This window comes from Thermobifida fusca YX (assembly GCF_000012405.1).
GTDB classification, from domain to species: Bacteria; Actinomycetota; Actinomycetes; order Streptosporangiales; family Streptosporangiaceae; genus Thermobifida; species Thermobifida fusca.
Map to the genome: position 1 here is coordinate 1,839,017 of NC_007333.1, position 24,905 is coordinate 1,863,921.

Below are 24,905 nucleotides of genomic sequence, written 5' to 3' on the forward strand. Positions count from 1 at the left end.
GCCGTAGTCGAGAGCCCCACGCACGTGGGGATGGACCGATCAAAATGCTCTCGATCGCGGCCCGATCCGAGAGAGCCCCACGCACGTGGGGATGGACCGACCGCCGTCTCGGCGACCCGGATGATCGCGTCGAGAGCCCCACGCACGTGGGGATGGACCGCGGAGTGAAACCAGCCTCTACCTGAAACGGCAGAGAGCCCCACGCACGTGGGGATGGACCGGCTTCAGTCGCACGCTAGACCAGCATCACCGCGAGAGCCCCACGCACGTGGGGATGGACCGACACGCTTAGACGCGCTCAGACGCGCTCAGGCGAGAGCCCCACGCACGTGGGGATGGACCGCGTTGGGGGACGCGGACAGCGTCCTCCCCGCAGAGAGCCCCACGCACGTGGGGATGGACCGTGCGTCTTTAGGGATGACCAGGTTTTCGACGCGAGAGCCCCACGCACGTGGGGATGGACCGCAGACCATTACCCCGCATGAGCGGCGGACACAGAGAGCCCCACGCACGTGGGGATGGACCGGTGGGGTCGACGAGGTTCGTCCAGTGGCCGTAGAGAGCCCCACGCACGTGGGGATGGGCGGCCGCGCACGCTCCCTCGGCCGCCCCGGTGGGGGCGCAGGACCCCAGTGATAAGACTCCGATGGTGGCGGAGGGGATGTGGGTGGTCCCTTCGCCGTCCTCCGCGGTAATGGCGTTGGCGTCGCGGCGCACGGTACCCCGTCCTAGGTAGGCGAAGGGCCACCGGCCAGATGCCCGGGTGAGTTCACGCAGACTGGAGGCGCACCGTTTCCCGGTAGTGCTCCCCGGTCAGCCCACTGGGGCCAGGGTCATCAGGCCGCATCCGTAGGCTTTGGCGCGACCTATCCCCGAGATGAGCGCGCGACGTAGGGCGTCGGGGTCGGTGACTTCGAGCCGACCGTCGAAGGTCACAGTGACAAGAGAGACCGGACGGCCTTTTCGAGCTCCTTTAGAGAAGTTCCAGTCGCGACGGTTGTGGACGATCAGTTCGTGTTCGTCGCCTTCGGGAAGGCGACGCTTTTCCGCAGGTTTCTCCACTACCCGGAATCCCGCAGCGTCTTGGCGCTGCAGCAGCCACTTTTTTTGATAGCGCTGGGTGAGGTGTGCGGTGAGTTTAGTGGGTTCCCCGGCTTTGCGGCGGATGCTGTGCACAGGGTTGGCAGTGAGCCGGAACGCCCACACGTCTCCTTTTGCTAGGCGGGACAGAAACGGAGTGTAGTCGTAGCTTTCCCACGTGGGTTGGGTTGGCCACCCGGCCTGCTCCACGAGGTGGGTCAGGTCAGGTTTGGGCGGGCTGACGATGTAGAGGAACACTTCAGCCCTGGAGGTGCGGTCGATTCGCCACAGCACACGCGGGCCGTCGGTGTCGCTGGGCAGCAGGGTCGGGAAAGAGCTCATGACGGCGGCGTGCATAGCTTGCGGGGAGGCCAGCAGTTTACGTGCCCCGCTACGCGCGGTGTTAAGGCGAAAGCGGGTGAGGTACATGAGGTTCTCTCAGGAGTGGGGTGGGGTCGTGGTTGGGCGGTGTGGTCTTGCGTGCCTGCGGGTTAGGCACGGTGACTGTTAACGTGCGTACGCCGCGCAGGGCGTAGCGGCGATGCACCGGGTCGAAGCTGATTGGCAGGTCACGCAGGCTGTCGGCACCAGGATCACCCGGGGGCGCGTCGACGAGAAGGTCGAGGGGGACCTCCGGAAGGTCGCGTAGTTGGCGCTGATACCAGTTGGCGGCATGCCACTTTTCTTCTGCCAACACTTGTTCAAGCGGTTTTCCGCTGTGCACGCCCAGGTTGATCGGGCGGGAGGGTGGGCAGGAGCGCCGCCCCAGGTAGGGCAGGTACACGGGGTGCTGTACTGCCTGGTGCAGGGTGTCGATGAGGGTGTCTTCGCCTTCGACTGCTGCCACGAACACAGCGTCCGCCAGGTAGAAACGTTCGGACACCGGCATGGATTTTCCGGTGTCGAGGTGTATAGCGGTCTGGAAGTCGCGGATGCGGGTGCCGCGCTGGTCGACGCGTACGCCGAAGCGCAGGGCAGCCAGGTCGGACAGGTCGTCGGTGCGTTCGCGGCCTTGGGCGGCGGCGAGCAGGCCGAGGACACCGCTTTTGGTAGGGGCGTGTTCGGTGGTGCGCCGCGTGAAGCGGGAGGCGGCCCCCCACGCCTGCAAGGGGCCGGCCAACAGTAGTGTCAGGACTTTCACCGGTCTGCCATCCGCTGTGCGACTGCTGAACCGACGGCGGTGACGAGTTCGGAGAGGGTCACCTGTGCGCCGGGAAGACTGGTGAGTGCCTTGGTGTTGGGTCCCACGCAGACCAGCCATGTGTCGGTGTCGTCTTTGACTCCGTAGGCGTGTTCGATCTCGGGGATGTAGGTGGCTAGGCGTTCGCAAGCCTGTTTCAGGTATCCGCCGGCGTTTGTGGCGGTGACGGGTTCTTCGAAAGCGCTAGCGAAGCTCACCGGGCGGGAGGTGCGGATTTTAGCGATCACCACGTCGGGGAGGGTGTGGTTGCCGAAGGTGTTGATCTTGCCGGTGGGCATGGATTCGACGAAGCCGCGGATGAACGCTTCAACGGCACGGCGTAGCGGTTCGGTGAGAGGCTCGTCTTCCCGAAGCCCTTCGCCGAGGTTCTTGCGCAGCAGATCGACGTCGAGGGCAGCGTAGCGGTAGAGGGTGGCGGCGTTGAATTCGATGGTGCCGATCATGCCCGCGCCAGTTTCACTGTCGGGGTTGCGGTCGTCGACAGCGGTGTAGTAGTCGAATTCGTTCTCTACCGCGTGCACGCTGATCGCGTGGGCGACTTGGGCGGCGGCGTCGACGTTGATGTCAGCGCCGTCGGCGACCATGCGTCCGAACAGGGCGATGTCGACGGAGTGGCGGGTGTCGGCGATCTCTTTAGCCCGCTTTTTGTTGTCTTTGTCCTTGAAAAACGCCTTGATGTCGGCGCGGCCTTCGAGAGCGAGTTCAGCCAGGCCGTCGAGCTGGCGGTTGCTGAGGAACATCAGGTAGGAGGATTCGGGGGCCGGAGCGGCTTTGCCTTCCTTCTTTGCTGTGTCGGCTTTGCGCTTGGGCACTTCGATCTTGCTACCGGTGGCGGCCTGAATGGTTTCCGCGGCCAGGGTCCAGGCGTTCTGCTCGTCGATGGAATCGTCGTGGCGGCGGATCCGTTCGGCCAGCACTTCAGCGACCCGCTTGGTGCGCACACCGAGGTCTTCCGGGGGGAGCAGGGTGTTGAAGGCCATGCGGGTGGCGCGTTTCCACGCCTGGCTGGACACGCGGGCGCGGCGCACCCCGCCGTAGTTGGCGGTCTTGGGGGCGCCGGTGTCGTCCCGGTTGAGGTTGCTGGGCGGGACGGTCTGCAGGATGTGCAGGTCGAGAATGGTGCGGTTCATGAGTTGTCCTTTTCGGTCGTCGTGGTGGAGTCAGGGTTTTGGGTGGTCTTGGGCCGGTAGGCGTGGAATCCGCGTCCCCAGGCAGTACGGACGCGTTGTGCTCCTTGGGGGGTGCGGAACTGGTAGAGCTGGTCAGCGAGCAGCCCGTAGTCGAGGGGGATGGCGTCGCGGCGCAGCAGGGTGACGATTTCGCGCAACCTCTGAGCGAGAGCTTTATACGTGACGGCGTGGCCGACTTGCACAAAGCGTTTGCGGAGCGGTTCGTCGATTTCGCTTGAAGGCATGAGTCTGCGTACTGCCTCACCCAGTCCCCAGCCACGTTGGTGCATGCGGTCGTCGCGGCGTGACTGTTGGTGGATGGCGTAGAGGGTGAGGGCGATGTGCGCGGAGTTCTCCGCGACTTCCATGTCTTTTTCTTTGAGGGGAGGGGCGTCAGCGTAGAAACGGTCGTCGAGGATGAGCCCCCACAAGTCGGGGGTGTCCCCGATTTCCTTGCCTGCTCCTCTGCGGAGGCGCGCCAGGGTCGCTACCGCGCGGGGATTGTCGAGGCGGTAGCCTTCCTGGATTTCTCGGACCCGTTGGTCGACGAATGTTCCCACCCATGTCAAGGAGATGGTTTTCGGGGTTTCGGTGGTGGTCACGATGCTGCCTCACCTGTCTGTTCACTGGTGGCCATGGGAAGCTCCTTTTTCAGTTCGGCGCGGAACTTCAGATCAGCTCGGGAAGCGTTGAGCCAGACATCGGTGTTTTTGCCCTTGATGACCCGGCCGTTCCATGCAGCTTCCCCTGCTTCTGCAACGAGTTGCCTGCCAAGGTCGCTGATGATGCGGTGGGCTTTCTGCTGCCAGGCGCGGCGTCTTTCGGTGGCGTCTGTGCCGGGGGCGAGGGTGGCCAGCCAGGTTCGAAAAGGACCGTCGAGCATGCCGAATCCGCGATCACGTGCTGCAGCACGTGGGGTTTCGGGGTCAGCTCCGGCCGCTTTCGCGAGGTCAGCGGCGAGGCCTCCGAGGACGGTGACTGCTTTTTCGGCGTCTTCCACTGCTTTGATCGCGGTGCGCCCCAGGCCGCTGTCGCGTTCGTGGAGCAGGACCACGGCCATGGCCACGTGGTCGTCGACGATTTCGTCGATGACGGCCTGCTGGGTTCCGTAGGAGACGCCGATGAGCCGGGTGCGGATGAAGTAGTCTTCGGGCAGGAAGCCTTCGTTGACGAGACGTGCCACCCAGTCGAGGATGCGGGGGCGCACGATCGCTGCGGCTTCGCCACGCTGTTCAGCTCCACTTGCCTCCCCGGCCACGAGGGCGCCGAGGCCCCGCCAGGCGCTGCGTGTCGGGTCGTGTTCGCGCGGCAGGTAGACCTGTGGCTTTTTCAGTTTCTTCTCTTGGGCTGGGCTGCGCCGCCAGGCGGTCATCGGTTCGTGGTTGTGCTTGTTGTGCGGGGCGAGCGGATCGCCGTAGGCGAGCAGAACCCCGTAAACACCGTCGGCGTCGTAGTGCAGTCGGATACGGCGGCTTTGCCAGGTGTAGAGGTCGCATAGACCGTACGGGCGTTGGGCGAGTTCTTCGTCGTCTGCGGGGGCGGCGGTGGTGGGTGGCTGCCGCCAGGCCGGGCGGTCCTCGGGGGTAACTATGAGGTTGTCGGTGTCGAACGCCACCAGGTTGAGCAGCAGTGTCTCGTACAGGTTGGCGCCTTCGACCAGAATGCCACCGAGGTTTCCGGCCCAGCTAACTCCTTGTGGGTAGCCTTTGCCGCCTTTGGCCCGAGGGTCTCCTACAGCACCGGATTTGATGCCGGAAGTGTCGTAGGCGTGGGCGTGGACTAGCCAGCGGGCGGCTTCAGCGAAGCTGAGGCGGTCCACGCCGCGGGCCCGCATGGTGAAGAACAGCTCCCCGTTGGGGACATCGGCGACGATCCGATCTAGGGAGAACACGTCGTTCTTCTGGGTGTGCAAATCAGCGACCTGGAAGAACGGAGTGGTGGGGTGCAGCAGGTCAAAGCGGTGGTAGTACTGCTCCAGGTATGAGGCAATGCAGTCGAAGGGCAGCTGTTGTTCTGCCTCGTCTTGCGTCCACAGTTCAGCCCACTCGTCGGAGTCTTCTGGGCCGCCAATCGCGTCGTGCAGGATCGCCAGTAGGAGCCGTAGGAGGGCGAACTCTTGGGTGGGCACGTCGCCGACGAGTCGGCGCAAAAGTGGCGCCTGTTTAAAGACTTCGAGCAGCGACAGTTCTTTTTCGGTGCCGTCCCGGTATTGCACGGGCAGCCACGGCTGCGTGATCAGGTTAAAGGAGGGTGCGTCAGTTGTCACGGTGGACCTCAAGGCCGTTGGCACGGGTGTAGCGGAGTTCGTAGCCCGCCAGGTGGCTACGACAGTTCTCGTCGAGAAACAGGATCAGTTCGCCTGCCAGCCAATACGCTTCTTTCGTTTGCCACGCCGGGATGCAGTTGGCTTCAAGCTCGGCGATGACTTGGTCAAGAACTTTGGCTGTGGAACTGAATTGGTAGGGCAAGCGCAGCGCTGAAGAAGCGACGATGCGGGCAAGCCGGACAGGAGGAGCAGCATCGGTGGGCAGTTTCAACCCGCCGCGGTTCTTGCCTAGCCACGGCAGGGTGGTGAGCGTACCGTCGGCGCGCCGCTGCACGACGAGGACTTCCAGGGTTTCCTGACTGTCACGGACTTGGGCGGCACCGCGGCGAGTGTCGTCGGCGTCTCCCAACCCGGCGTTTACCCATCCGGTCAGGGGTTGTCCGGGTTTCTTCACTGGTCCGAGGAGGAAGTCCCTGGCACGGCCGCGCTGGTCGGCTTGGTGGGCGTCGTCGGCGATTCGGGCTTTTTCCAGGGTTTCCTGCCATTCGGCGGGGCCGACCGTTTCGGAGCCGTAGGCTGCCTGCACCAGCGGGTGGATAGCGTCCGGCAGGCGGATCGCTTGTCCTTGCCCAGCAGTCTCGGCGAGGTAGGGTTCCAGGACCGCCAGGGAGCGCAGCAGTGGATAGTCCCGGTAGATGGTCCGAGAGCCTTTCACTGGTTGGGGGACCCTGGTTGTCCAGTCCACCCCGGTGATCAGGCAGCGCGCGGCGCGCAGCCGCGGGGGACGCTCGCACTGCTCTTTCCCGCGCTGGTGGCGGTGCAGGCGGCCCATCCGCTGCAACAGCAGGTCGATTGGTGCGAGATCGCTGACCAGCAGGTCGAAGTCAACGTCTAAAGACTGTTCCACTACCTGGCTGGCGACCACAATGTGTTTTGTGGGGCGGCTGCCTCCCGCTTGCGCGACTTTGTCGGGGGAGCCGAAGGTTTCCAGTAGCCGCGTGTCGTTCTCGACCCGGTCCGCATCCACGAAACGCGCGTGGGCGACGCTCACCTGGTCGTTCCCGAAACGCTGGCGCAGGTGGGCGGCGGCCTCGTGGACTCGGTCGACCGTGTTGCGGACGACTAGGGCACAGCCGCCCTCGGCGAGCTCTTCTTCCAACCGGTCCGCGAGTGTGTCCAGGTCGTCGTCTATGCGTTCCAGCCACACGGTGGTGCCGCGGCCTGAGGCGGCTGGCGCCACGATACGCGGGGCTGTTCCCGGGGCGACTGCGGTGAGCAGTGGGTAGCCGTCTGCTTTCTCCACCTCGGCGAAACCGCTGTCGATACTTGCGGCCCCGGCATAGGCTTCGAGGAGTTCGCGGCGGCGACGAGCCGGCAGGGTCGCGGAAAGTACCACTACTGGCACGCCGTAGGCACCCAGCCAGGACAGTACCCGGTCGAGGTAGGAGTTCATGTAGGTGTCGTAGGCGTGGGCTTCGTCGACGACAACCACTTTTCCGGCCATCGCGAGGTGGCGTAACGCCAGGTGGCGGCTCTTCAGTCCGGTGAAGAGAAGCTGGTCGATGGTGCCTGTCACAAACGAGGACAGCATTCCTTTCTTCCGGCCGCGCAGCCAGTGGTGAGCGACGAGTTGAGCGGGGGCCACTCGTTCATCGCTGCGGGGCTGCCATTCCCCTTCTGTGCCGTCGCGGTCGACGTCGGTGATCCGTCCATTGTCCTGGCGGGCCAGCGTGGTGTACTCCTCGTTGAGAGCAGCCTTGGAGTGTGCCAGGAACACCGAGTGCGTACCGGCTTTGTTGGGGAGACGCTTCAACCAGTGGAGCATCCGCGGGAACATGGCATTCCCGGTGGCCATGGTTGGCAGGGCGATGAAGCATCCGCCGGCTCCGGAGCGGGCAGCGAAGATCTCGGTGACAGCGAGCGCCGCCTCCGTTTTCCCCTCCCCCATCGGCGCTTCGATGATCATCATTCCCGGGGCGGGGAGGGCGCGGGCCAGTCGCACGGCTTCTTCCTGAACGGGACGGATCCGTGCCCCTTTCGGCAAGTCGAAGCGGGTGGCGAACAGGGTTGCGGGATCCTCTTCCGGTTCCACTGCCTGCCAAGGGTGTGGCAGGTCCAGTTGCTTCCAGGCTGTGTCGATGCGTTCAGGGTCGGTGGCGACCCCGTCGGGAAAGTAGGGGAAAAGGTCGGCGTTGCTGGCTATCCAGTCGGCAACAATGACCAGCGCGGTGAGGAGTACCTGCACTGGTTGAGGCAGGTCGACGTGCTGCCACTCCCCCAGCCGCTCAGTCACCCCGCAGGCCGCGGCAGCAGTGTCGAGCAGTTCGGTCTGGACACCGCGCCACATGTCTTCATAGGAGGAGGTACACAGCAGTTCGCGGGACTGGGCGAGCTTCCTCAGCTCATCGTGCGTGGGTGGCACCCCGTGGTGGCCGCCCGCGACGATCGTCCACGGAAGTGTTTTGCGCTTGTGCCAACCATGCCGTTCGATGAGCCACTGCTGGAGCAGGATCTGCCCGGCCAGGTTATGGGGGGCGTCCTTACGGTCCGGCATCTGCTTGTGCAGCGGCATGTCCAGGCCGGTGCGGCGCATGGCGGCAGCCAGCTCCTCGACCTGGCAGGCGAATGCCGGAGTGGCTTTCCCAATGTCGTGGGTTGCGGCCAGCCACACCGCTAGCCGCCGGGCGTCGTCTTCCCCGCCGGGCAGGGCCGCGGCGATCAGGCGCCGCACCTGGCGGGGTAGCCATTCGTCCCACAGCCGGCCTGCAACCGCGGCACTGTCTGCCATGTGCCGCCACAGCGGTAACCAGTCACCCGTGTCACGGTCGTGTTTGGCCCACACGGACCGTGCTGCAGCAGACAGTCTGCCCGGCCACGGCGACGCAGAGTCATCGAAAGCCATGCGCACATCTCACCACACCTCAGGAAGGAAAACACAGCAAACAGAAAAATTTCCTCAAATGTGGTGAAAGAGCCAGGTGAGGAGGGGCGACAAGCGGGCCGCCGCTCCCCCACATGCACCGGGAGCACGGCGAGGCGGACGTGATGGAGGATCCTCGACTGAGGGGTCATCCCCGCATAGGCGGGGAACGCTCTGTCCAGCATCAGTCGTCTACACAGGCGGAGCCTGAGGGTCCAAAGGCTGGTTGCTAAAAAGTAATGTCGCCGCCCACTCGTTGCAGAGGACGGCTTGAGCTGAGTGCTGACTCCCTTTCGGGAATACATGACCAGGATTCGGCGCTGACAGCTCTCCTTTTATTGCGCACACCATGAACTCAGAAAACTCATATTCAAGTCGCGCCAGACAGTTCCTGACGCAACAGCAACAGTTCATGGGTTTTTATCAAAGACAAAAGACGAATCTCTTTCCTCTTCTTCTCCATTCACATAGAATGTGAATTTATTAAAAGACTCTGTCAAGCATTGAAATTCCCAGATAGAGAAATAGCCTCCATCGCCTAGACATTTCCCTAAATCAATCTCTCCAGGAAGAACCATGAAATCATCACTTGTTGCCACCACTCCATACCTATTGATTATATAGATATAGTCACCCGGAAGCTCCCTTCCAAAAAGCTCATGAATCCTCTTTCAGTCATTCTAGACCACAGGAAACTTAGGCTCTCCGAGAATTCTTTCTAGCTCATTCAAGTACACATTCGCCATCTTTACCCCCTCAGAAAATATTCATTTAGAGAGAACACCAAACATGATCGCACCTGCTTCACAAGCAAGCGAAAAATCTAGATACCCCGTCAATCCACTCTGTGGACCGTAAGGGCACCCCTAAAGCCGGAGACACCTGGATGACCAGCAGAAGCGCGAACAGAGAGACACGAGAAGTGAAAAGCACTCGAAACTCACGCCTACTCTGCACTACCGGTCCCCCGGATCCCCTGACCTTCCGGATACAGAAAACAGAAGACCGAATTCGCGATCCGGGAGGCGCCTTGATCAAGTTGTCCCTCCGAAAACTAGCAAACCAGCACCCATCCACAAAGATGAACAAATCACCAATTTGTCACAGTTCATGCTACAGCTGCACGAACTGCCGTTTCTTCAGGTAAGGGCGTCTCACTGGACCAGGGTCGCTACCGCTCTGTCCCACTCGAAGACGAGCCCCTTGAACGGAGTCTGCTGTTGAAGAGCACTCCAATTAAGGCAGCAATAAACAGAACTCTTCGCAAAACTGGCTTAGAGTTATCCTCAGCCAGCAGGCTGACTACACAGAAAGCAACGCGAAGATAACGCCTCGCAAATCCACAGGTCAGCTTCTGTGAGCCCCACGCACGTGGGGATAGACCGTCTTTTCCCCTGAAGCCTGTACTGTGAGACACGGATAGGTTTCGAAAACGTTAGACCCTGTCACTCGGTGTAACAAGGTCTACTTTTCTGCGATAGAAAGCTGGTTTACAGGAAGGCATCGCCTTCTGCGGTGCCGCAGCCGCAGTAGCCTCCGCTCAGCTACTTGACATCCACGCGGACCCCTGTGGAGAAACTTCCCTCGCCATTGACGAGCAGGTGCGACAGCTCGAAAGCCTTTGGCACGTCAAATGCGAGTTTTCCTTCGACTTCCACTCCAGGATTCACTACCTCAAGCCAGTCAATTCCAGACGAGGCTGACACGTCCCGCCGATACATGGCTCCCTCAGTGTCTATGAGCACCTGATCGCCGTCCTCAAAATACTCTGGGCCGCTGCTAACGTTTTTTACGCGGAGTTCAACCACCACGTACTGGCCCTGCGGAACGTGTGTTCTGTAGCTTTCAGCGATCTCGGTAACCCCCTCCTCGACGCTCAGCACAGTGATCTCCCAATCGCCGTGTGTCACAGCGTCGCCCACCGTGTATGACTCTTCTTCCTCAGTCGGGGTCGATGCCGAAGAAGTTCCACCGCTACCGCTGCTGTTACTGCCGCTGTTGCTACTGCTGCTGCTCGCCACGATTCCCAGGAGTATCACGGAAACGATGAACAGAAACAGCACACCGCCGCAACCGCCACATCCGAATAGCGCGATCTTTGCACCTGTGGACATGCCCTGCTGGGGCGGCGGCTGGGGCGGCTGATATGGGGGATGCATCGTTGCCTCCGACTGATAAAAAGTCAGCGACTGGTGAAGCCAGCCCTCTAGGGAAGAAGTTCCTTCGAGGAAGGGAATGATTGCTGTGACACGCCTCTACTCATAGAGAGTGCGCTGGCTTCAACTTATCTAAGATCTGTTTCTTCCTGTCCCAACTGCCTAAATATCCCCATTTTTGATGAGGGCCTGGTGGAAGCCAGTTACTGCGCTGCATGTTTTCAGCCACCGCACACTCTTCCTGGACACGGAAAGTTATCGGAGATATCCAATTCGAACATCCTGCTTCCGAGGGCTTAGTCGCCGGAATGGCAAGTTTTCGGCAGCTAAGCTCCGTTTCCCCAGTAGCGCAGACAGCAACGGAATGGGCGCTCTGCTCTGACCAAGTTCTGATTCTCCTGAACGAGGTGCCGTGTTGCAGCGGGCAAGTGGGGGTGTATCGGTTGTGGACAGAACGGCTCCCTGCCGGAGACAGAAGCACGTGCTGCTGTAGTGGTAGACCCGTGGGAGATGAGGCGCGGTCCGAAGAGCGTGGTGAGAAGACTCTTGTCGAAAAATCCCCTGATGCTGGCGTGATTCCTCGGGACAGCGTTGTAGGCAGATCCGCTACGTGATGCAGGTGGCGAACTTCTAGAGAGAAGACGAATACCCCGCACGGGCTAGGCCTGGGGCTGGTGGCAGGCGGGCCCGTGCGGGGTGGAGGTGAGGATCCGCCCCAGTGTGCTCTCCGCGCCCCCGCTGCGGAGAGCGGTGGGCGGCCTGCGCGGCCGCCCACGTTGACGGGGCGGAATAGTGGTTAGCGCACGCCCAGGAGGTAGTCGAGGGCGAGCTGGTCGAGGCGTTCGAAGTGGTAGCCGCGCTGGGCCACTTCGTCCAGGTTGATGTCTTCGGCGAGCAGGTCGTCCAGGGTCTCCCCTTCGGCGAGGGTGGACTGCTCCAGTTCGAAGACCCGGGCGGCTTCCATGGCTTCGCGGACTTCGGGGTCGGCGCGGAACGCTTCAGCCTTCTCCTTGAAGATGAGGTAGTTGCGCATGCAGTTGCGTGCCGCTTCCCACACGCCGTCGACGTCTTCGGTGCGCGGGGTCTTGAAGTCGAAGTGGCGCGGTCCGTCGTAGCCACTGCTTTCCAGCAGGTTGACGAGGAAGAACGCGTCGCGCACGTCGCCGGCGCCGAAGCGCAGGTCCTGGTCGTATTTGATGCCGCGCTGGCCGTTGAGGTCGATGTGGAACAGTTTGCCGTGCCAGAGGGCTTGGGCGATGCCGTGGGTGAAGTTGAGTCCGGCCATCTGTTCGTGGCCGACTTCGGGGTTGAGGCCGACCATTTCGGGGTGGTCGAGCTCGTTGATGAAGGCGATGGCGTGGCCGATGGTGGGCAGGAGGATGTCGCCGCGGGGCTCGTTGGGTTTGGGTTCGAGGGCGAACCGCAGGTTGTAGCCCTTGCTGCGGACGTATTCGCACAGGATGTTGAAGGCTTCGCGCAGGCGGTCGAGCGCGGCGGAGATGTTCTTGGCGGGTTCGTATTCGGCGCCGTCCATGCCGCCCCAGCACACGTAGGTGCGGGCGCCGAGTTCCGCGGCGCGGTCGATGTTGCGCATGACCTTGCGCAGGGCGTAGCGGCGCACGTCGCGGCTGTTGGAGGTGAAGCCGCCGTCGCGGAAGACGGGGTGGCTGAAGAGGTCGGTAGTGACCATGGGGACGGTCATGCCGCTCTCTTCGAGCGCCCGGGTGAAGCGTTTGATGATGGCGTCGCGTTCCGCGGGGGTGCTGTCCGGCGGGAGGAGGTCGTCGTCGTGGAAGGTGATGCCGTAGGCGCCGAGTTCGCGGAGTTTCCAGACGACGTCGACGGGGTCGAGTTGCGGGCGTACGGCCTTGCCGAAGGTGTTGTGGCCGCGCCATCCCACAGTCCACAGTCCGAAGCTGAACCGGTCCTCGGGTGTGGGCTGGTAGTTGCTCATGTGGGCCTCTTTCGTTGTCGGTTTGGTTTTACGGTTCGAGTCGGTTTCGGGCTTCGGCGTAGCGTTCGCGTACCTGCGGGGTGGGGTCGGCTTCGCTGACGACGGTTCCGGCGTCTTCCCATTCGGGTGGGGTGGGTTTGCCGGAGAGTGCCCAGGCTGCTTGGCGGGCGGCGCCGTCGGCGACGTATTCGCCTTCGGCTGGGATGGTGACGGGGCGGCCGAGGATTTGGGGGGCGATGGCGCGGACTGCGGCGGAGCGGGCGCCGCCGCCGATGAGGAGGACACGGTTGACGGGGACACCTTGGTGGACGAGGGCGTCGACGGCGTCAGCGAGGCCGCAGAGCATGCCTTCGACGAAGGCGCGGGCCAGGTTGGCGGGGGTGAGGTTGGCTCGGGTGAGGCCGTCGAGGCGGCCGGTGGCGTTGGGCAGGTCGGGGGTGCGTTCGCCGTCGAGGTAGGGCAAGAGGACGAGGCCGCCGGCGCCGGGGGGTGCGGTGAGGGCGAGTTGGTTGAATTCTTCGAGGGTGACGCCGAGCGCAGCGGCTCCGGCGGTGAGGACGCGGGCTGCGTTGAGGGTGCAGACGAGGGGGAGGAAGCGTCCGGTGGCGTCGGCGAATCCGGCGATGGTGCCGGTGGGGTCGGCGGTGGGTTTTTCGGCGACGGCGAAGGCGGTTCCGGAGGTGCCGATGGAGACGACGACGTCGCCGGGTCGGGCGTTGAGGGCGAGTGCGGCGGCCATGTTGTCGCCGGTGCCGGGGCCGACGACGTCGATGGCGGGGAGTTCGGGGGTGGTGACGCTGCCGACGACTTCGGCGGGGGCGGCGACTCGCGGGGTGCGGAGTTCGCGGCCGAAGGCGAGGGTGAGCAGGTCGGTCCGGTAGGTGTTGGTGGCGGGGTCGTAGTAGCCGGTGCCGGAGGCGTCGCCGCGGTCGGTGACGGGTTCGGTGGCTTGGGTAAGGCGTTGGGTGAGCCAGTCGTGGGGCAGGAGGATGCTTTCGGCTCGGGCGGCGTTGTCGGGTTCGTGTTGGGCGAGCCAGCGGAGTTTGGTGACGGTGAAGCTGGCGACGGGGACTGAGCCGACGGCTTGGCTCCATGCGGCGGGGCCACCGAGTTCGTTGATGAGGTCGGTGGCGGCGTCTGCGGAACGGGTGTCGTTCCACAGGAGTGCGTCGCGGACGGGGGTGCCGTCGGCGTCGAGGGCGACCATGCCGTGTTGCTGGGCGGCGATGGAGATGGCGGCGACGTCGTCGAGGAGGCCCCCTTCGGCGGCTTTGAGGAGGGCATGCCACCACACGTGGGGGTTGACTTCGGTTCCGTCAGGGTGGGGGGCACGGCCTTGACGGATGAGGGCTCCGGTTTCTGCGTCGCGTACGACGATCTTGGTGGATTGGGTTGAGGAGTCAACTCCGGCGACGAGCGGCATGGTGCCTCTCTTTGGTGGGACTGCTGGACATCTATTAGTTTTGTGTTTGAACGAATTGATTGTCAATCCTTGCCTGGACGGTAACGAGCAGACTGGTAGGAAAGCGTGGTGGAGGAACGCCGTGGCGGGCGTCAACCGGGAGGGAGCCATCGCATGGTGGGCGCTACCGAGGGACCGGCTGGTTTCCAGGCGGTAAGGGAGACCAACTTGGGGATCGTGCTGCGCACGATCCGGACGAGTGCTCCCTGTTCCCGGGCGGTGGTTGCCGCGTCGACAGGGTTGACGAAGGCTACTGTGTCCAGCTTGGTGGCTGAGTTGATCGACCGGGGTCTGGTGTGTGAGACCGGGTTGGTCAACGAGCGTCGGGTGGGGCGTCCCGGCATGATGTTGACGATCAACGGGTCGACCCTGGTGGCTCTCGGGCTTGAGGTCAACGTCGACTATCTCGCGTTGGCGGCGTTGGACCTGTTGGAGCGCGAGGTGCTGACGCGGCATGTGGCTTTCGACGCTCGGGCTGCCGGTCCTGAGGAGTGCGCGAAGCAGCTCAAGACGCTGCTGTTGGAGACGGTTGCGGACCCTTTGCTACGGGATCGTCCCCTGCTGGGGGTGAGTGTGGCGATTCCCGCGCTCGTCGATGTGAGTTCGGGGACGGTCACGAATGCTCCGAACTTGGGGTGGCGGAATTTCCCGTTGCAGCAGCGGCTCACTGAGCTGCTGGCGGATACTCCGCTGGCGGGGGCGCCGGTGCGGGTCGACAACGACGCCAATCTGGGTGCGGTCGCCGAGTACCGGGGCGGGCATCTGGCGCGCACCATGGACTTGGTGTATTTGACGGGTGAGGTCGGTATCGGCGCGGGTGTGCTGATGAACGGTGAACCGTTGCGCGGGGCGAGCGGGTTCGCCGGGGAGGTCGGGCATATTCCGCTGCTCAAGGACGGGCCGGCATGTGCGTGCGGGCAGGACGGCTGCTTGGAGGCGTTGGCGGGGTTGGATTCGATCCTGCGCCGCGCGGTCCCTGACCTGGTTCCGGAGGGGCCGGTGCGGGGCAGTGTCGTGGAGTCCTTGGTTGCGGAGACGGTGCGCCGCGCGGAGTCAGGGGATGCGACGGCGGTGCAGGCGTTGGAGGATGCCGGGGAGTGGCTGGGGCGTGCCGCAGCGACTCTGGTGAACTTGTTGAATCCCAGCGCGATTATTCTCGGCGGGTATTTTGTGCCGCTGTCGCCGTGGCTGTTGCCGTCGTGCCGGGAGGCGATGGCTGCGTATTCTTTCGCGCCGAACAGTGGGAACTGCCGGATTGAGCCGTCCACGTTGGGGTTGAGTGCGGCGGCCCGCGGCGGCGCTATGGCGTTGATCGATGCGTTGGATACCGGGTTGTTGCCGTTGCCGCCGGGCAGTAGTGCGGCCTGACCGGTAAGGGGGTGGCGGCTGCGGGGCCCGGTCTGGTGGTTTTCGGGGTGGGGCCGTCTGGACTGGGTGCGGCGGTGTTCTGCTGGTACGGGGCAGGCTCGCGGTCGTGCTCCTCGTGTTGTGCCCTCAGGATTGGTGCCGCAGGACGGGGCGGAAGGGGAATTCCATACGTGTTTCAGTGATTGTTTTGGTGTTCCTGGGCTAGGGGCCGCTCGAACTTCGAGCCTGTTTCTCACCTGGAGGCGCCTGCAATGCAGATGCAGATGATGCAGATGGCCCAGCGCAACACTGTGATACGCGGCCTGCACGATCTGGGGTTGGCCGCGTGGTTCGGCGGCTCCTTGATGGGGGCGGTCGGTTTGAACAAGGCCGCTGAGCAGGAGGCTGACCGGCTCGACGAGTCGATCCGGATTTCTGGCGCGGGGTGGGACAAGTGGGCGCCGCTGAACCTTGCTGCGATCGGCGCGCATCTGCTCGGCGGGGCTGGCCTGTTGGGGGCGAACCGGGAGCGGGTCATGCACCAGAAGGGGGTGGCTGCTTCGACGATCGCGAAGACAGCGGTGACGGCGGCGGCGCTGGGTGCCACCGCGTATTCCCGGATGTTGGGGCGGCGTGCTGAAGAGGCAGCGTCGGAGACGCCTGGGGGCGCGCCGTCGGCGAACTCCGAGTTGGAGGACACGTCCCGGAAGCTGCGGGTGGCGCAGTGGGCGGTGCCCGCGTTGACGGGCGTGTTGGTGGTGCTCAACGCGTTGCACGGGGAGCAGCAGAAGGCTGGTCAGCAGAAACTGGGCTTCATGCGCACGATGGGTTCCCGTTTGGGGTGGAACATGGCGTGAGCTCGGATGGTGGGGCGGCACTCCCGTGGGGGTGCCGCCCCACCTGTTTTTAGGACAGGTCGATCCAGGAGAGGGCGGTACCTGCGGCTTCGAACACGATGTAGAGGTCGTGTCGGCGGGTGACGCTGTCGACGGGGATGCGGACTTCGGTGAAGTCGAAGTGGTCGGTGGCGGCGGGGATGTCGGCGGTGGCGACGGTGGGGCCGCTGATCGGGTTGTCGATGCGCAGGGTGAGTGTGCCTGGCTGGTCGGTGTTGGCGCAGATGACGGCTTCCTTGGGGGCGGGGGTGAAGTCCACGTCGAGGAAGGCGATCCAGGCGCCGGGTTCGGTGGCGCGTACCGCGTCTCCGCGGTCTTTGGCGGCGGCGCACAGCACGACGCCGTGGTATTCGTCGTTGTCGGCGGCGTGGAGCCGGGTGGCGGGGCGGGGGCCGATGGGTTCGCCGGGGACGTTGAGGGGGGCGCAGACCCGCAGGTCTTTGGCGGAGCGTCCGAGGTGGACGGTGCGGGGTGCGTCTTCGACGACGAACCGGGATCGGGTGACGTCCCAGATGGCGAGCGCGTGGATGGGGAAGTCGATGCGGACGCGGCGGGTTTCGCCGGGGTGGAGGGCGACGCGGGCGAATCCTTGGAGTTTGCGGAGTGGTTGTTTGACGCGGGAGACCCGCTGGTGGGTGTAGCACTGGACGACTTCTTCACCGAAGCGGTCGCCGGTGTTGGTGACGGTGACGTGGACGGTGACGTGGTCGTCGGTGACGTGGACTTCAGGGTCGGTGTAGTCGAAGGTGGTGTAGCTGAGTCCGTGCCCGAAGGGGTAGAGCGGGGAGCCGAGGTAGTACAGGTAGGTGGCGTCGTTGGCGATGATGTCGTAGTCGAACAGGTCGGGGAGTTCGGCTGCGGAGCGGTACCAGGTTTGGGTGAGGCGTCCGGTGGGGTCGGCGTCGCCGAAGAGGACGTCGGCGAGGGCGCGCCCGTATTCTTGGCCGCCGTGGGCTGACCAGAGGATGGCGGGGATGTGTTCGTCGGCCCACACGATGCCGAACGGGTAGCCGCTGGTGAGGACGAGGACGGTGGCGGGGTTGGCGGCGCGGACGGCGCGGAGCACTTTTTCTTGGGCGGCGGGCAGGTCGAGATCGGTGCGGTCTTCGGTTTCGCGTCCGTTGACGAGGGGGTGGTCGCCGGCGACGACGATGGCGACTTCGGCGGTGGCGGCGATGGCGGCGGCTTCGGTGGCGCCGGAGCGGAGGGTGTCGATGGCGAAGACGGCGGCGCTGTCGGCGTCCGGGGTGAGGGTGACGGTGTTGTTGTCGCCGACGGCGACGTAGCGGCCGGTGGCGATGTGTTGCAGGACGCCGGTGCCGTTGGGGTCGGGTTGCCAGCGGAAGGTTTGGCGGACTTCCCAGCCGTTGGGCCCGGGCTGGTCGTTGGTGAGGTGGCCGTTTTCGTCTTCGGAGACGTAGCGGCCGTTGACGACGGCGCGGAGGGCCCAGGCGCCGCCCCAGTCGAAGAGGTCGAAGGCGGCGGATTCGGCGACGGGGCCGAAGCCGGGGGCGGGGGTGATGGTCATGGGGGTGCCGTCGGCGCTGGCGGTGAGGTAGCCCTCGTTGGTGCGGAGCGCGATGCGGTCGACGCCTTCGCAGAACACGGTTTCGGTGCGTTCGGCGAGGCCGGCGCGGGCGGTGATGGCGTAGGGGAGGGTGCCGCTGTACCAGTCTTCCATGAGGGTGTCGGCGAGTTGGCCGATGACGGCGATGCGGCGGGGGTCGCGGAGGGGGAGGATGCCGTCGTTTTTGAGGAGGACGATGGAGCGGCGGGCTGCGGTGCGGGCGAGGGCTTGGTGGGCGGGGCTGTTGACGGTGTCGGGGTCGACGCGGCGGAGGGGTTCGGGGTCGAATTCGCCGAGGCGGACGCGGACCGACAGGATGTGGGTGGCTGCGCGGTCGAGGTCTTCTTCGGTGATGAGGCCGCGGTCGAGGGCGTCGCGGAGGTGGGCGAGAGTGGCTTCGGCGCGGTCGTCGTCTTGGGTGAAGCTGTCGATTCCGGCGCGGAGGGCGTGCGCGTAGGCGGTGGCGTGGTCGTCGTAGTAGTGCTGGGGGTCGACGAGGTTGCCGGGGGCCATGGCGTCGCTGACGACCATGAGTTCGTCGGGGGCGGCGGCGCGGAGGACGTCGTTGATGAGTGGGCTGAGGTGGGCGGGGCGGCCGTTGACGAGGTTGTAGGAGGGCATGACGGCGACTGCGACGCCTTCGCGGAGGGCGGGGAGGAAGGCGGGGAGTTCGTATTCGTGGAGGACGCGTGGGGGGAGGTGGCTGGAGCTGGTGCAGCGGTCGGTTTCGTTGTTGTAGGCGAGGAAGTGTTTGAGGGTGGGGGCGGTGTCCATGCGGTGGGGGTGGGGTCCGGCGAGGCCGCGGGCGTAGGAGACGGCCATGACTCCGGTGAGCCAGGGGTCTTCGGAGTAGCCTTCTTCGTTTCGGCCCCAGCGGGGGTCGCGGAGAGGGTTGACGACGGGGGCCCAGACGTTGCGGCCGACAGTGGCGGGGTTTTTGGTGTGGAAGACGAGGACTTCGGCGGCGGTGGCTGCGCCGACTTGTTGGACGAGGTCGGGGTCCCAGGTGCTGGCGAGGCCGATGGCTTGGGGGAAGACGGTGGCTGGTCCGTGCCAGGCGAGGCCGTGGAGTGCTTCGGTTCCGGTGCGGAAAGATGCGATACCGAGTCGGGGGATGGGGCGTTGGTATTGGTGGAGGAGGCCGATTTTTTCTTCGGTGGTGAGTCGGGCTAGGAGGTCGCGGACGCGTTCGTGTGGGGGCAGGGTGGGGTCGCGGAAGGGTTCGGTCACGGTGTGTCCCTGTCTGGTTGGTGGTCTGCGGGTTATCGGGGTGCTCGGGCGGCGGCGGCAAGGGCGCGAGCGGGGGTGGTGTTGTCGGGGAGGCGTCCTTGTTCGACTGCGTCGAGGACTCGGGCTGCGGCACCGAGGGCGGGGGCGTCCAGGCTGAGGGTGGAGGCCACCGCGATGGGTTCGTCGGCGGGGATGCCGCGGGTGTCGAGGAGGTCGTTGACGACGGGGAGCAGCCAGGGGGCGAGTTCGGCGTAGTAGCCGCCGAGGATGACGCGGGCGGGGTCGAGGACGCTGACGAGGGTGAAGATTCCGGTGGCGAGGTCTTTGGCTGCGTCGTGGAGGCGGGTGAGGGTGGTGGGGTCTCCGGCGCGAGCGCGGGCGACGATTTCGTCGATGCGGAGTTCGATTTCGGCGAGGGAGAGGTGTTCGTCGTCGCGGGTGTCGTCGGGGAGGACGCGGCGGGCGATGGCGGTGATGGAGGCGACGGTTTCGAGGGGTGCGGTTCCGCCGGGGGCGGGGACGGGGATGTGTCCGGCTTCGCCGCTGTAGCCGGAGTGGCCGCGGCGGAGGGAGCCGTCGACGAGGAGTCCGGCGCCGAGGCTGGTGCCGCCGGTGAGGTAGACGAGGTCGCGGGTGCCGGCGTGTTCTCCGAAGCGGTGTTCGGCGAGGACGGCGTAGTTGGCGTCGTTGCCGATTTCGACGGGGAATCCGGGGCCGCGGAGTGCGTCGACGAGTTCGGCGGCGAAGTCGACGTTACGCCAGTTGAGGGAGGGGACGAGGCGGGCTCGGCCGTCGGGGTCGACGAGTCCGGGGAGGGCGACGCCGAGGCCGAGGACTTGGCGGCCGTCGTGTTCGATGCGGGTGACGACGCGGCGGATGAGTGCGGTGACGGCGGTGACGGTGCGGGCGGGTGAGACGGTGTTGCCGGGGAAGGCGCGCCGCCAGGAGAGGACGGGGCGGCCGGCGAGGTCGACGGCGACGGCGGTGAGGTAGTCGGCGTTGACTTCGATGCCGATGGCGGCGCTGGAGGCACCGTCGAGGGCGAGCATGATGGCGGGGCGGCCGACACGGTTTTCGGTGGTGCCGGTTTCTCGGAGGAGGCGGCGGCGCAGGAGTTCGGAGACGAGGCTGGAGACGGTGGTTTTGTTGAGTCCGGTGGCGGCGGCGATGTCGGCGCGGGAGCAGGGGCCCTGCTCGCGGACGCAGCGGAGCACCACTGCGAGGTTGGTGGCGCGGACGTCGCCCACTTCTGCTTTGTTGGGGTCTCTGGTCCTGCCGATCACTGCGTGTCCCGTCTCCGTTTCGTAGCGCTTCGGTTGCGGATCTTGTGGTCCGCATCACCCGAGAGTAATTTGTTTGTCTAAAACCCAAACTAATTCTATACGCGGCTACGTCAAGACTCCAGAGAGTCATCGCAGACCCCTAGCTCCCCTCGTGAAGGGACGACGATGAGACACTCCCACCCCTCCCCCGGCCACGGGCCGAGCCGGCGCCGCTTCCTCGGGTTGACCGGTGCTGCTGCCGCACTCGTGGCGGGCAGCGGCCTGCTGTCGGCCTGCGCCCCCAAGGGGCCGCGTCCCGGCAGCAGCGGTTCCGCGGCCAACCTCGACAAACTGGACGCGCTCGTCCCCGACTACATTCCGTTCCAAGCGGTGGAGCCCGACATTCCCGGCACGCACGGGGCCCCGCCCGGTTTCACCTCCTACCCCACCGAGCTGGTGCAGGCGGTGGACGGCACCCCCGGCAAGGGCGGCAGCTACAAGGCGATGGCCCCGCTGTGGGGGCCTATCCCGCCGGGGTTAGGAGAGAACTCTTTCTACGACTTCGTCAACAGCAAACTGGGGACCACGATCGACTTCCAGTTCCAGGACGGCAACACGATCATCGACAAGATGAACGCTGTGATCGCTGCTGGGGACGTCGTCGACATCACGATGATCCCCGACTGGGCGATCAACCTCATCCCCGACTTCAACGAGGCTGCGCCCCAGCTTTTCGAAGACCTCACCCCGTACCTGGCCGGATCAGCGGTGGAACCGTATCCGATGCTGGCAAGCCTGCCCACCAACGCGTGGAAGTGGGGGGTGTTCAGCGACCGGCTCTACGGGGTGCCGTGGCCCACCGATCCGCTGTCGGAGTGGATCTTCTACCGCAAGGACCTGTTCGACAAGCACGGCTGGGGTCTGCCCACCACTGCTGAGGAGCTGTTCGAACTCGGTGAGGAGATCAACGACCCGCGCAACAACCGGTGGGCGTTCGGCGACTTCTACCGGGTGGCCCGCCAGATTTTCCGGGCGCCGCGGGAGTGGCGGTATGAGGACGGAAAACTTGTCCACCGCTATGAGACTCCCGAGTTCGAGGAGGCTGTGGCGTTCATGCGCCGCGTCTACGACGCTGGGCTCGTCCACCCGGATATCGCGGCGGGGACCGGAGCGAACTCCAAGGAGCTGTTCAACAGCGGCAAGATCGTCATCACCCAGGACGGGTTTGGCGCGTGGACCGAGGCCTACCAGGCGATCCTGCCGCAGAACCCCGACTTCCGTATGGACTTGGTGCCGGTGTTCGCGCACGACGGCGGCACCCCGTCCCTGCACGGCAACGACCCGTCCAGCCAGAGCGTGTTCATCAAGAAGGGCTTGGGCGAGGAGAAGGTGACCGAGATCCTCGCGGTGCTCAACTACTGTGCGGCCCCGTTCGGCACGGTCGAGTACATGGTGTACCGCTACGGCGAGGAGGGGCGGCACTACGAGCTGAACGACGACGGTGCCCCCGAGCTGACCGAGCTCGGGCAGAAAGAAGTGTCCAACGGCTACCTGTTCATCAGCGGCCGCAACAACGCGATCGCGGAAAGCGAGTACCCGGACTACGTGGAGTCTTTCACTGCCTGGTTCAACGAGGCCGCGCAGTACACCGAGGAAAACCCGTTCGAGGGGATCCGGATCCAGCGGCCGTCGGCGTATGTCAGTGCTGAGCAGCCCACGGAAGACAAGATCACGGACATTCTGCGGGGCCGCCGCGAGGTGAGTGAGCTCAGCGAGGTCGTCGCCCAGTGGCGGCGGGACGGCGGTGATGCGGCACGCGACTTCTACGGCGACGTCCTCGCCGAGCACGGCCGTGCTTGACCGGATGCTCCGGCCCCGCTCTGCGGTGCGCGCGGCTGCCCCCGATACTGCAGCAGCGCCTCAGGGGGCCGCGCGCACCCCGCGGGACAGCCGGAAGACGAAGCACCGTCCTGCCGCTAAACCGCTCCGGGCCCGGTTGCGCCAGGACTGGCAGTTGCTGTTGATGACCGTGCCCGCGTTGGGGCTGCTGCTGGTCTTCCACTACATCCCGACGCTGGGCAACATCATCGCGTTTCAGGACTACTCCCCTTACCGGGGGATCTGGGACAGTCCTTTTGTCGGTTTCGACAACTTCTACTGGCTGCTGACCGACCCGGCGTTTTGGGACGCGACCCTGAACACGCTCACCATCACCGCGTTCCAGTTGGTGTTCTACTTTCCCGTGCCGATCGCGTTGGCGATCCTGTTGGACAGTGTGCTCTCCCCGCGGATCCGCATGCTGCTGCAGACCGTGGTGTACATGCCGCACTTCTTCTCCTGGGTGCTGGTCATCACACTGTTCCAGCAGATCATCGGCGGTGCCGGGCTGATTTCGCAGATGCTGCGGCAGCACGGCTATGAAGGGTTGGACATTATGACCAACCCGGACACGTTCCTGCTGCTGGTCACCGCTGAGGTGGTGTGGAAGGACGCGGGCTGGGGGATGATCGTGTTCCTCGCCGCGCTAGCCGCGATCGACCAGAACCTGTATGAGGCTGCGGCCGTGGACGGGGCGAGCCGGTGGCGGCGGTTGTGGCACATCACCCTGCCGGGGCTGCGCCCGGTCATTGTGCTCCTGCTCATCTTGCGGCTCGGGGACGCCCTCAACGTGGGGTTCGAACAGTTCTTCTTGCAGCGTGACGCGGTGGGGCAGCAGGCCGCGGAGGTGCTCGACACGTTCATCTACTGGCAGACCCTGGCGGTGGGTGAGTGGAGCTACGGCGCGGCTGCGGGCCTGGTCAAAGGCGTTGTCGGCCTGGTGCTGATCTTGGTGGCGAACAAGGTCGCCCACATGCTGGGTGAGAACGGAATCTACCGGCGGACATCATGACGACACTGACACGGCAGCGCCCGGTGTGGGCTGAGACCCCTTCCCTGGTGGAGCGGATCGCTAAGGCGCTGGTGCTTACCGGGATTGCCTTAGCGGTGCTGTTCCCCATCTATGTGGTGGTGTTGACCAGTTTTTCGCCTGCTTCGGCGATCAACGAGGCGGGCGGCCTGGTGGTGATCCCCCGCGGGTTTTCCTTAGCCGCCTATGCGGAGCTGTTCGCGGGCGGCGTGGTGACGCGGGCGGTGGCGGTCAGTGTAGGGGTGACCGTGGTCGGGACCGCGATCAGTTTGAGCGCGACGATCCTGGCCGCCTACGGGTTGTCGCGGCCCGGGTCGCTGCTGCACCGGCCGTTGCTGTTCCTGGTTTTGCTGACGTTCCTGTTCAGCCCGGGCATGATCCCCAGTTATCTGCTGGTCAGCTCTTTGGGGTTGATCGACAGCTACTGGGCGCTCATCCTGCCGACTGCGATCAACGCGTTCAACCTAGTGGTGATGCGCGCGTTCTTCATGAACTTGCCGAGCGAGATCGCGGACAGCGCCCGGGTGGACGGGGCCAGCGAGTGGACGATCCTCACCCGGCTGGTGCTCCCCATGTCCAAGGGTGTGGTGGCGGTGGTCGGACTGTTTTACGCGGTCGGCTACTGGAACGCGTTCTTCAACGCGATCCTCTACATCAACGACAACGCTAAGTGGCCGCTGCAACTGGTGTTGCGCCAGTACGTGCAGCAGGGGCAGAACATTAGCGTGGGTGCGTTGGCGGACGCCTCCCAGACGGCGAGCACCCTGCCGCCGAGTCTCGCCTTGCAGATGGCGATTGTGGTGATCGCGCTGGTGCCGGTGCTGGTGCTGTACCCGTTTGTGCAGCGCCATTTCACCAAGGGTGTGATCATCGGCGCGGTGAAGGGGTGAGAGACAGGCCGTGCTCGTCTTCGGGGCTGCGGGCACGGCCTCATGTTTGTGTGTGACTGGACTCGGCGGGCGCCGTGCGAGTCTTTTTTACTGGTTTGGTGGGGGCGTGCCGGGTTCTCCGGCCTTTCTCGTCGCGGGTGTCTCCTCTGGCCGCCGGTGGTGCGTGGTGCGAGCGGCCCGGCCTGGAGTGGTCTGCTGGTGGTTGGTATTCGGAGGCCTTGCGTAGGCTCTTCCCTCCCCTGCCGTAGGTCGGAAGGCCGTCCGCTGGGGCCGCGCGGCCGCTTCCCTGTTTGGGTGAGGCTGGCGGGGTGTGGGCCGAGCTCAGATGCCGCGGGTTTCCGCATGGCTAAGGGCTGTGTCCTGGTTCGTTCTTGTGTGTGCCGGAGGCAGGGGGCACACAGTCCTGGCCGGGCGGGTGCCCGGGTGAAGCCTTCGGGTATGGGATGCCCTGCAGGAGGCCCGAGTGCGGAAAAAGCCCTCGTGCGGACGGGGCACGAGGGCTTTGCAATAACCGGGTGCTCGACTAGTGGTGTCGCGCGCCCGGTCGGCAGCGGCCCGGGCGCTGCCGTGGTGGCGCCAGGCGGGGACTGCGCAACC

The 24,905-nt window shown here is 64.9% G+C and carries 17 protein-coding genes and 1 CRISPR repeat array (1 of these 18 cut by a window edge); of the genes, 5 read left to right on the top strand and 12 right to left on the bottom strand.

Annotated features, from left to right (window positions below; genetic code table 11):
* A CRISPR array of direct repeats spans positions 1-587; the repeat unit is 29 nt; unit sequence GAGAGCCCCACGCACGTGGGGATGGACCG (it extends 113 nt beyond the left edge of the window).
* Positions 588-813: 226 nt separating this feature from the next.
* The 10 genes from cas6e to xylB form a co-directional block, all read right to left on the bottom strand.
* Positions 814-1,509, bottom strand: a complete 696-nt coding sequence (gene cas6e / locus TFU_RS07865) for a type I-E CRISPR-associated protein Cas6/Cse3/CasE (protein ID WP_041428033.1) — start codon at positions 1,507-1,509, stop codon at positions 814-816.
* Complete coding sequence (cas5e, locus tag TFU_RS07870; RefSeq protein WP_011292023.1) at positions 1,484-2,221, bottom strand: type I-E CRISPR-associated protein Cas5/CasD; 738 nt, start codon at positions 2,219-2,221, stop codon at positions 1,484-1,486. Before cas5e ends, cas6e begins: the two co-directional genes overlap by 26 nt.
* Positions 2,218-3,411 carry a type I-E CRISPR-associated protein Cas7/Cse4/CasC gene (gene cas7e / locus TFU_RS07875; RefSeq protein WP_011292024.1) on the bottom strand — a complete coding sequence of 398 codons (1,194 nt, stop codon included), beginning with the start codon at positions 3,409-3,411 and terminating at the stop codon, positions 2,218-2,220. Before cas7e ends, cas5e begins: the two co-directional genes overlap by 4 nt.
* Complete coding sequence (gene casB, locus TFU_RS07880; protein WP_011292025.1) at positions 3,408-4,052, bottom strand: type I-E CRISPR-associated protein Cse2/CasB; 645 nt, start codon at positions 4,050-4,052, stop codon at positions 3,408-3,410. Before casB ends, cas7e begins: the two co-directional genes overlap by 4 nt.
* The gene (gene casA / locus TFU_RS07885) at positions 4,049-5,716 is read right to left on the bottom strand and encodes a type I-E CRISPR-associated protein Cse1/CasA (RefSeq protein ID WP_011292026.1); all 1,668 of its coding nucleotides are present in this window, start codon (positions 5,714-5,716) and stop codon (positions 4,049-4,051) included. Before casA ends, casB begins: the two co-directional genes overlap by 4 nt.
* Positions 5,706-8,618 carry a CRISPR-associated helicase/endonuclease Cas3 gene (locus tag TFU_RS07890; protein WP_011292027.1) on the bottom strand — a complete coding sequence of 971 codons (2,913 nt, stop codon included), beginning with the start codon at positions 8,616-8,618 and terminating at the stop codon, positions 5,706-5,708. The genes casA and TFU_RS07890 overlap by 11 nt, the downstream gene beginning before the upstream one ends.
* Positions 8,619-9,046: 428 nt before the next feature.
* Positions 9,047-9,235, bottom strand: coding sequence for a hypothetical protein (locus tag TFU_RS16065; protein ID WP_155983541.1), 189 nt, complete (start codon positions 9,233-9,235; stop codon positions 9,047-9,049).
* A gap of 945 nt (positions 9,236-10,180) precedes the next feature.
* On the bottom strand, positions 10,181-10,750 hold the full coding sequence (locus TFU_RS07895; RefSeq protein ID WP_038043725.1) for a DUF4352 domain-containing protein: 570 nt from the start codon (positions 10,748-10,750) through the stop codon (positions 10,181-10,183).
* An 838-nt stretch (positions 10,751-11,588) separates the two neighbouring features.
* Positions 11,589-12,746 (bottom strand): xylose isomerase, encoded by a 1,158-nt coding sequence (gene xylA, locus TFU_RS07900; RefSeq protein WP_011292029.1) that lies wholly within the window; start codon positions 12,744-12,746, stop codon positions 11,589-11,591.
* A 28-nt stretch (positions 12,747-12,774) separates the two neighbouring features.
* A complete protein-coding gene (xylB, locus tag TFU_RS07905; RefSeq protein WP_011292030.1) occupies positions 12,775-14,169 on the bottom strand; it encodes a xylulokinase in 1,395 nt (464 codons plus the stop codon).
* A 153-nt stretch (positions 14,170-14,322) separates the two neighbouring features.
* Here xylB and TFU_RS07910 point away from each other — a divergent pair, with 153 nt between their 5' ends.
* Positions 14,323-15,576 carry an ROK family transcriptional regulator gene (locus TFU_RS07910; RefSeq protein ID WP_011292031.1) on the top strand — a complete coding sequence of 418 codons (1,254 nt, stop codon included), beginning with the start codon at positions 14,323-14,325 and terminating at the stop codon, positions 15,574-15,576.
* 251 nt (positions 15,577-15,827) lie between these two features.
* Positions 15,828-16,412, top strand: a complete 585-nt coding sequence (locus tag TFU_RS07915; protein WP_011292032.1) for a hypothetical protein — start codon at positions 15,828-15,830, stop codon at positions 16,410-16,412.
* A 49-nt stretch (positions 16,413-16,461) separates the two neighbouring features.
* Here the strand turns inward: TFU_RS07915 and TFU_RS07920 are convergent, their stop codons facing one another.
* A complete protein-coding gene (locus tag TFU_RS07920; RefSeq protein ID WP_011292033.1) occupies positions 16,462-19,248 on the bottom strand; it encodes a glycoside hydrolase family 3 protein in 2,787 nt (928 codons plus the stop codon).
* 32 nt (positions 19,249-19,280) lie between these two features.
* Positions 19,281-20,531 (bottom strand): ROK family protein, encoded by a 1,251-nt coding sequence (locus TFU_RS07925; protein WP_011292034.1) that lies wholly within the window; start codon positions 20,529-20,531, stop codon positions 19,281-19,283.
* 165 nt (positions 20,532-20,696) lie between these two features.
* Between TFU_RS07925 and TFU_RS07930 the strand changes: the two genes are divergently transcribed.
* Genes TFU_RS07930 through TFU_RS07940 form a run of 3 tightly spaced genes read left to right on the top strand, consistent with a single transcriptional unit; the run spans position 20,697 to position 24,308 of the window.
* Entirely contained in the window at positions 20,697-22,370 is a 1,674-nt protein-coding gene (locus TFU_RS07930) for an extracellular solute-binding protein (protein ID WP_011292035.1), read from the top strand.
* Between the two features lie 4 nt (positions 22,371-22,374).
* Positions 22,375-23,400 carry an ABC transporter permease gene (locus TFU_RS07935; protein ID WP_011292036.1) on the top strand — a complete coding sequence of 342 codons (1,026 nt, stop codon included), beginning with the start codon at positions 22,375-22,377 and terminating at the stop codon, positions 23,398-23,400.
* Complete coding sequence (locus TFU_RS07940; RefSeq protein ID WP_011292037.1) at positions 23,397-24,308, top strand: carbohydrate ABC transporter permease; 912 nt, start codon at positions 23,397-23,399, stop codon at positions 24,306-24,308. Before TFU_RS07935 ends, TFU_RS07940 begins: the two co-directional genes overlap by 4 nt.
* Positions 24,309-24,905 lie beyond the last annotated feature (597 nt).

Bases quoted from the DNA above. Each gene is read 5' to 3' on its own strand.
- TFU_RS07915 (WP_011292032.1), top strand. From the start codon at position 15,828: ATGCAGATGCAGATGATGCAGATGGCCCAGCGCAACACTGTGATACGC.
- cas6e (WP_041428033.1), bottom strand. From the start codon at position 1,509: ATGTACCTCACCCGCTTTCGCCTTAACACCGCGCGTAGCGGGGCACGT.
- cas7e (WP_011292024.1), bottom strand. From the start codon at position 3,411: ATGAACCGCACCATTCTCGACCTGCACATCCTGCAGACCGTCCCGCCC.
- TFU_RS07930 (WP_011292035.1), top strand. From the start codon at position 20,697: ATGAGACACTCCCACCCCTCCCCCGGCCACGGGCCGAGCCGGCGCCGC.
- TFU_RS07935 (WP_011292036.1), top strand. From the start codon at position 22,375: ATGCTCCGGCCCCGCTCTGCGGTGCGCGCGGCTGCCCCCGATACTGCA.
- TFU_RS07895 (WP_038043725.1), bottom strand. From the start codon at position 10,750: ATGTCCACAGGTGCAAAGATCGCGCTATTCGGATGTGGCGGTTGCGGC.
- TFU_RS07940 (WP_011292037.1), top strand. From the start codon at position 23,397: ATGACGACACTGACACGGCAGCGCCCGGTGTGGGCTGAGACCCCTTCC.
- TFU_RS07890 (WP_011292027.1), bottom strand. From the start codon at position 8,618: ATGGCTTTCGATGACTCTGCGTCGCCGTGGCCGGGCAGACTGTCTGCT.
- xylA (WP_011292029.1), bottom strand. From the start codon at position 12,746: ATGAGCAACTACCAGCCCACACCCGAGGACCGGTTCAGCTTCGGACTG.
- TFU_RS07910 (WP_011292031.1), top strand. From the start codon at position 14,323: ATGGTGGGCGCTACCGAGGGACCGGCTGGTTTCCAGGCGGTAAGGGAG.
- xylB (WP_011292030.1), bottom strand. From the start codon at position 14,169: ATGCCGCTCGTCGCCGGAGTTGACTCCTCAACCCAATCCACCAAGATC.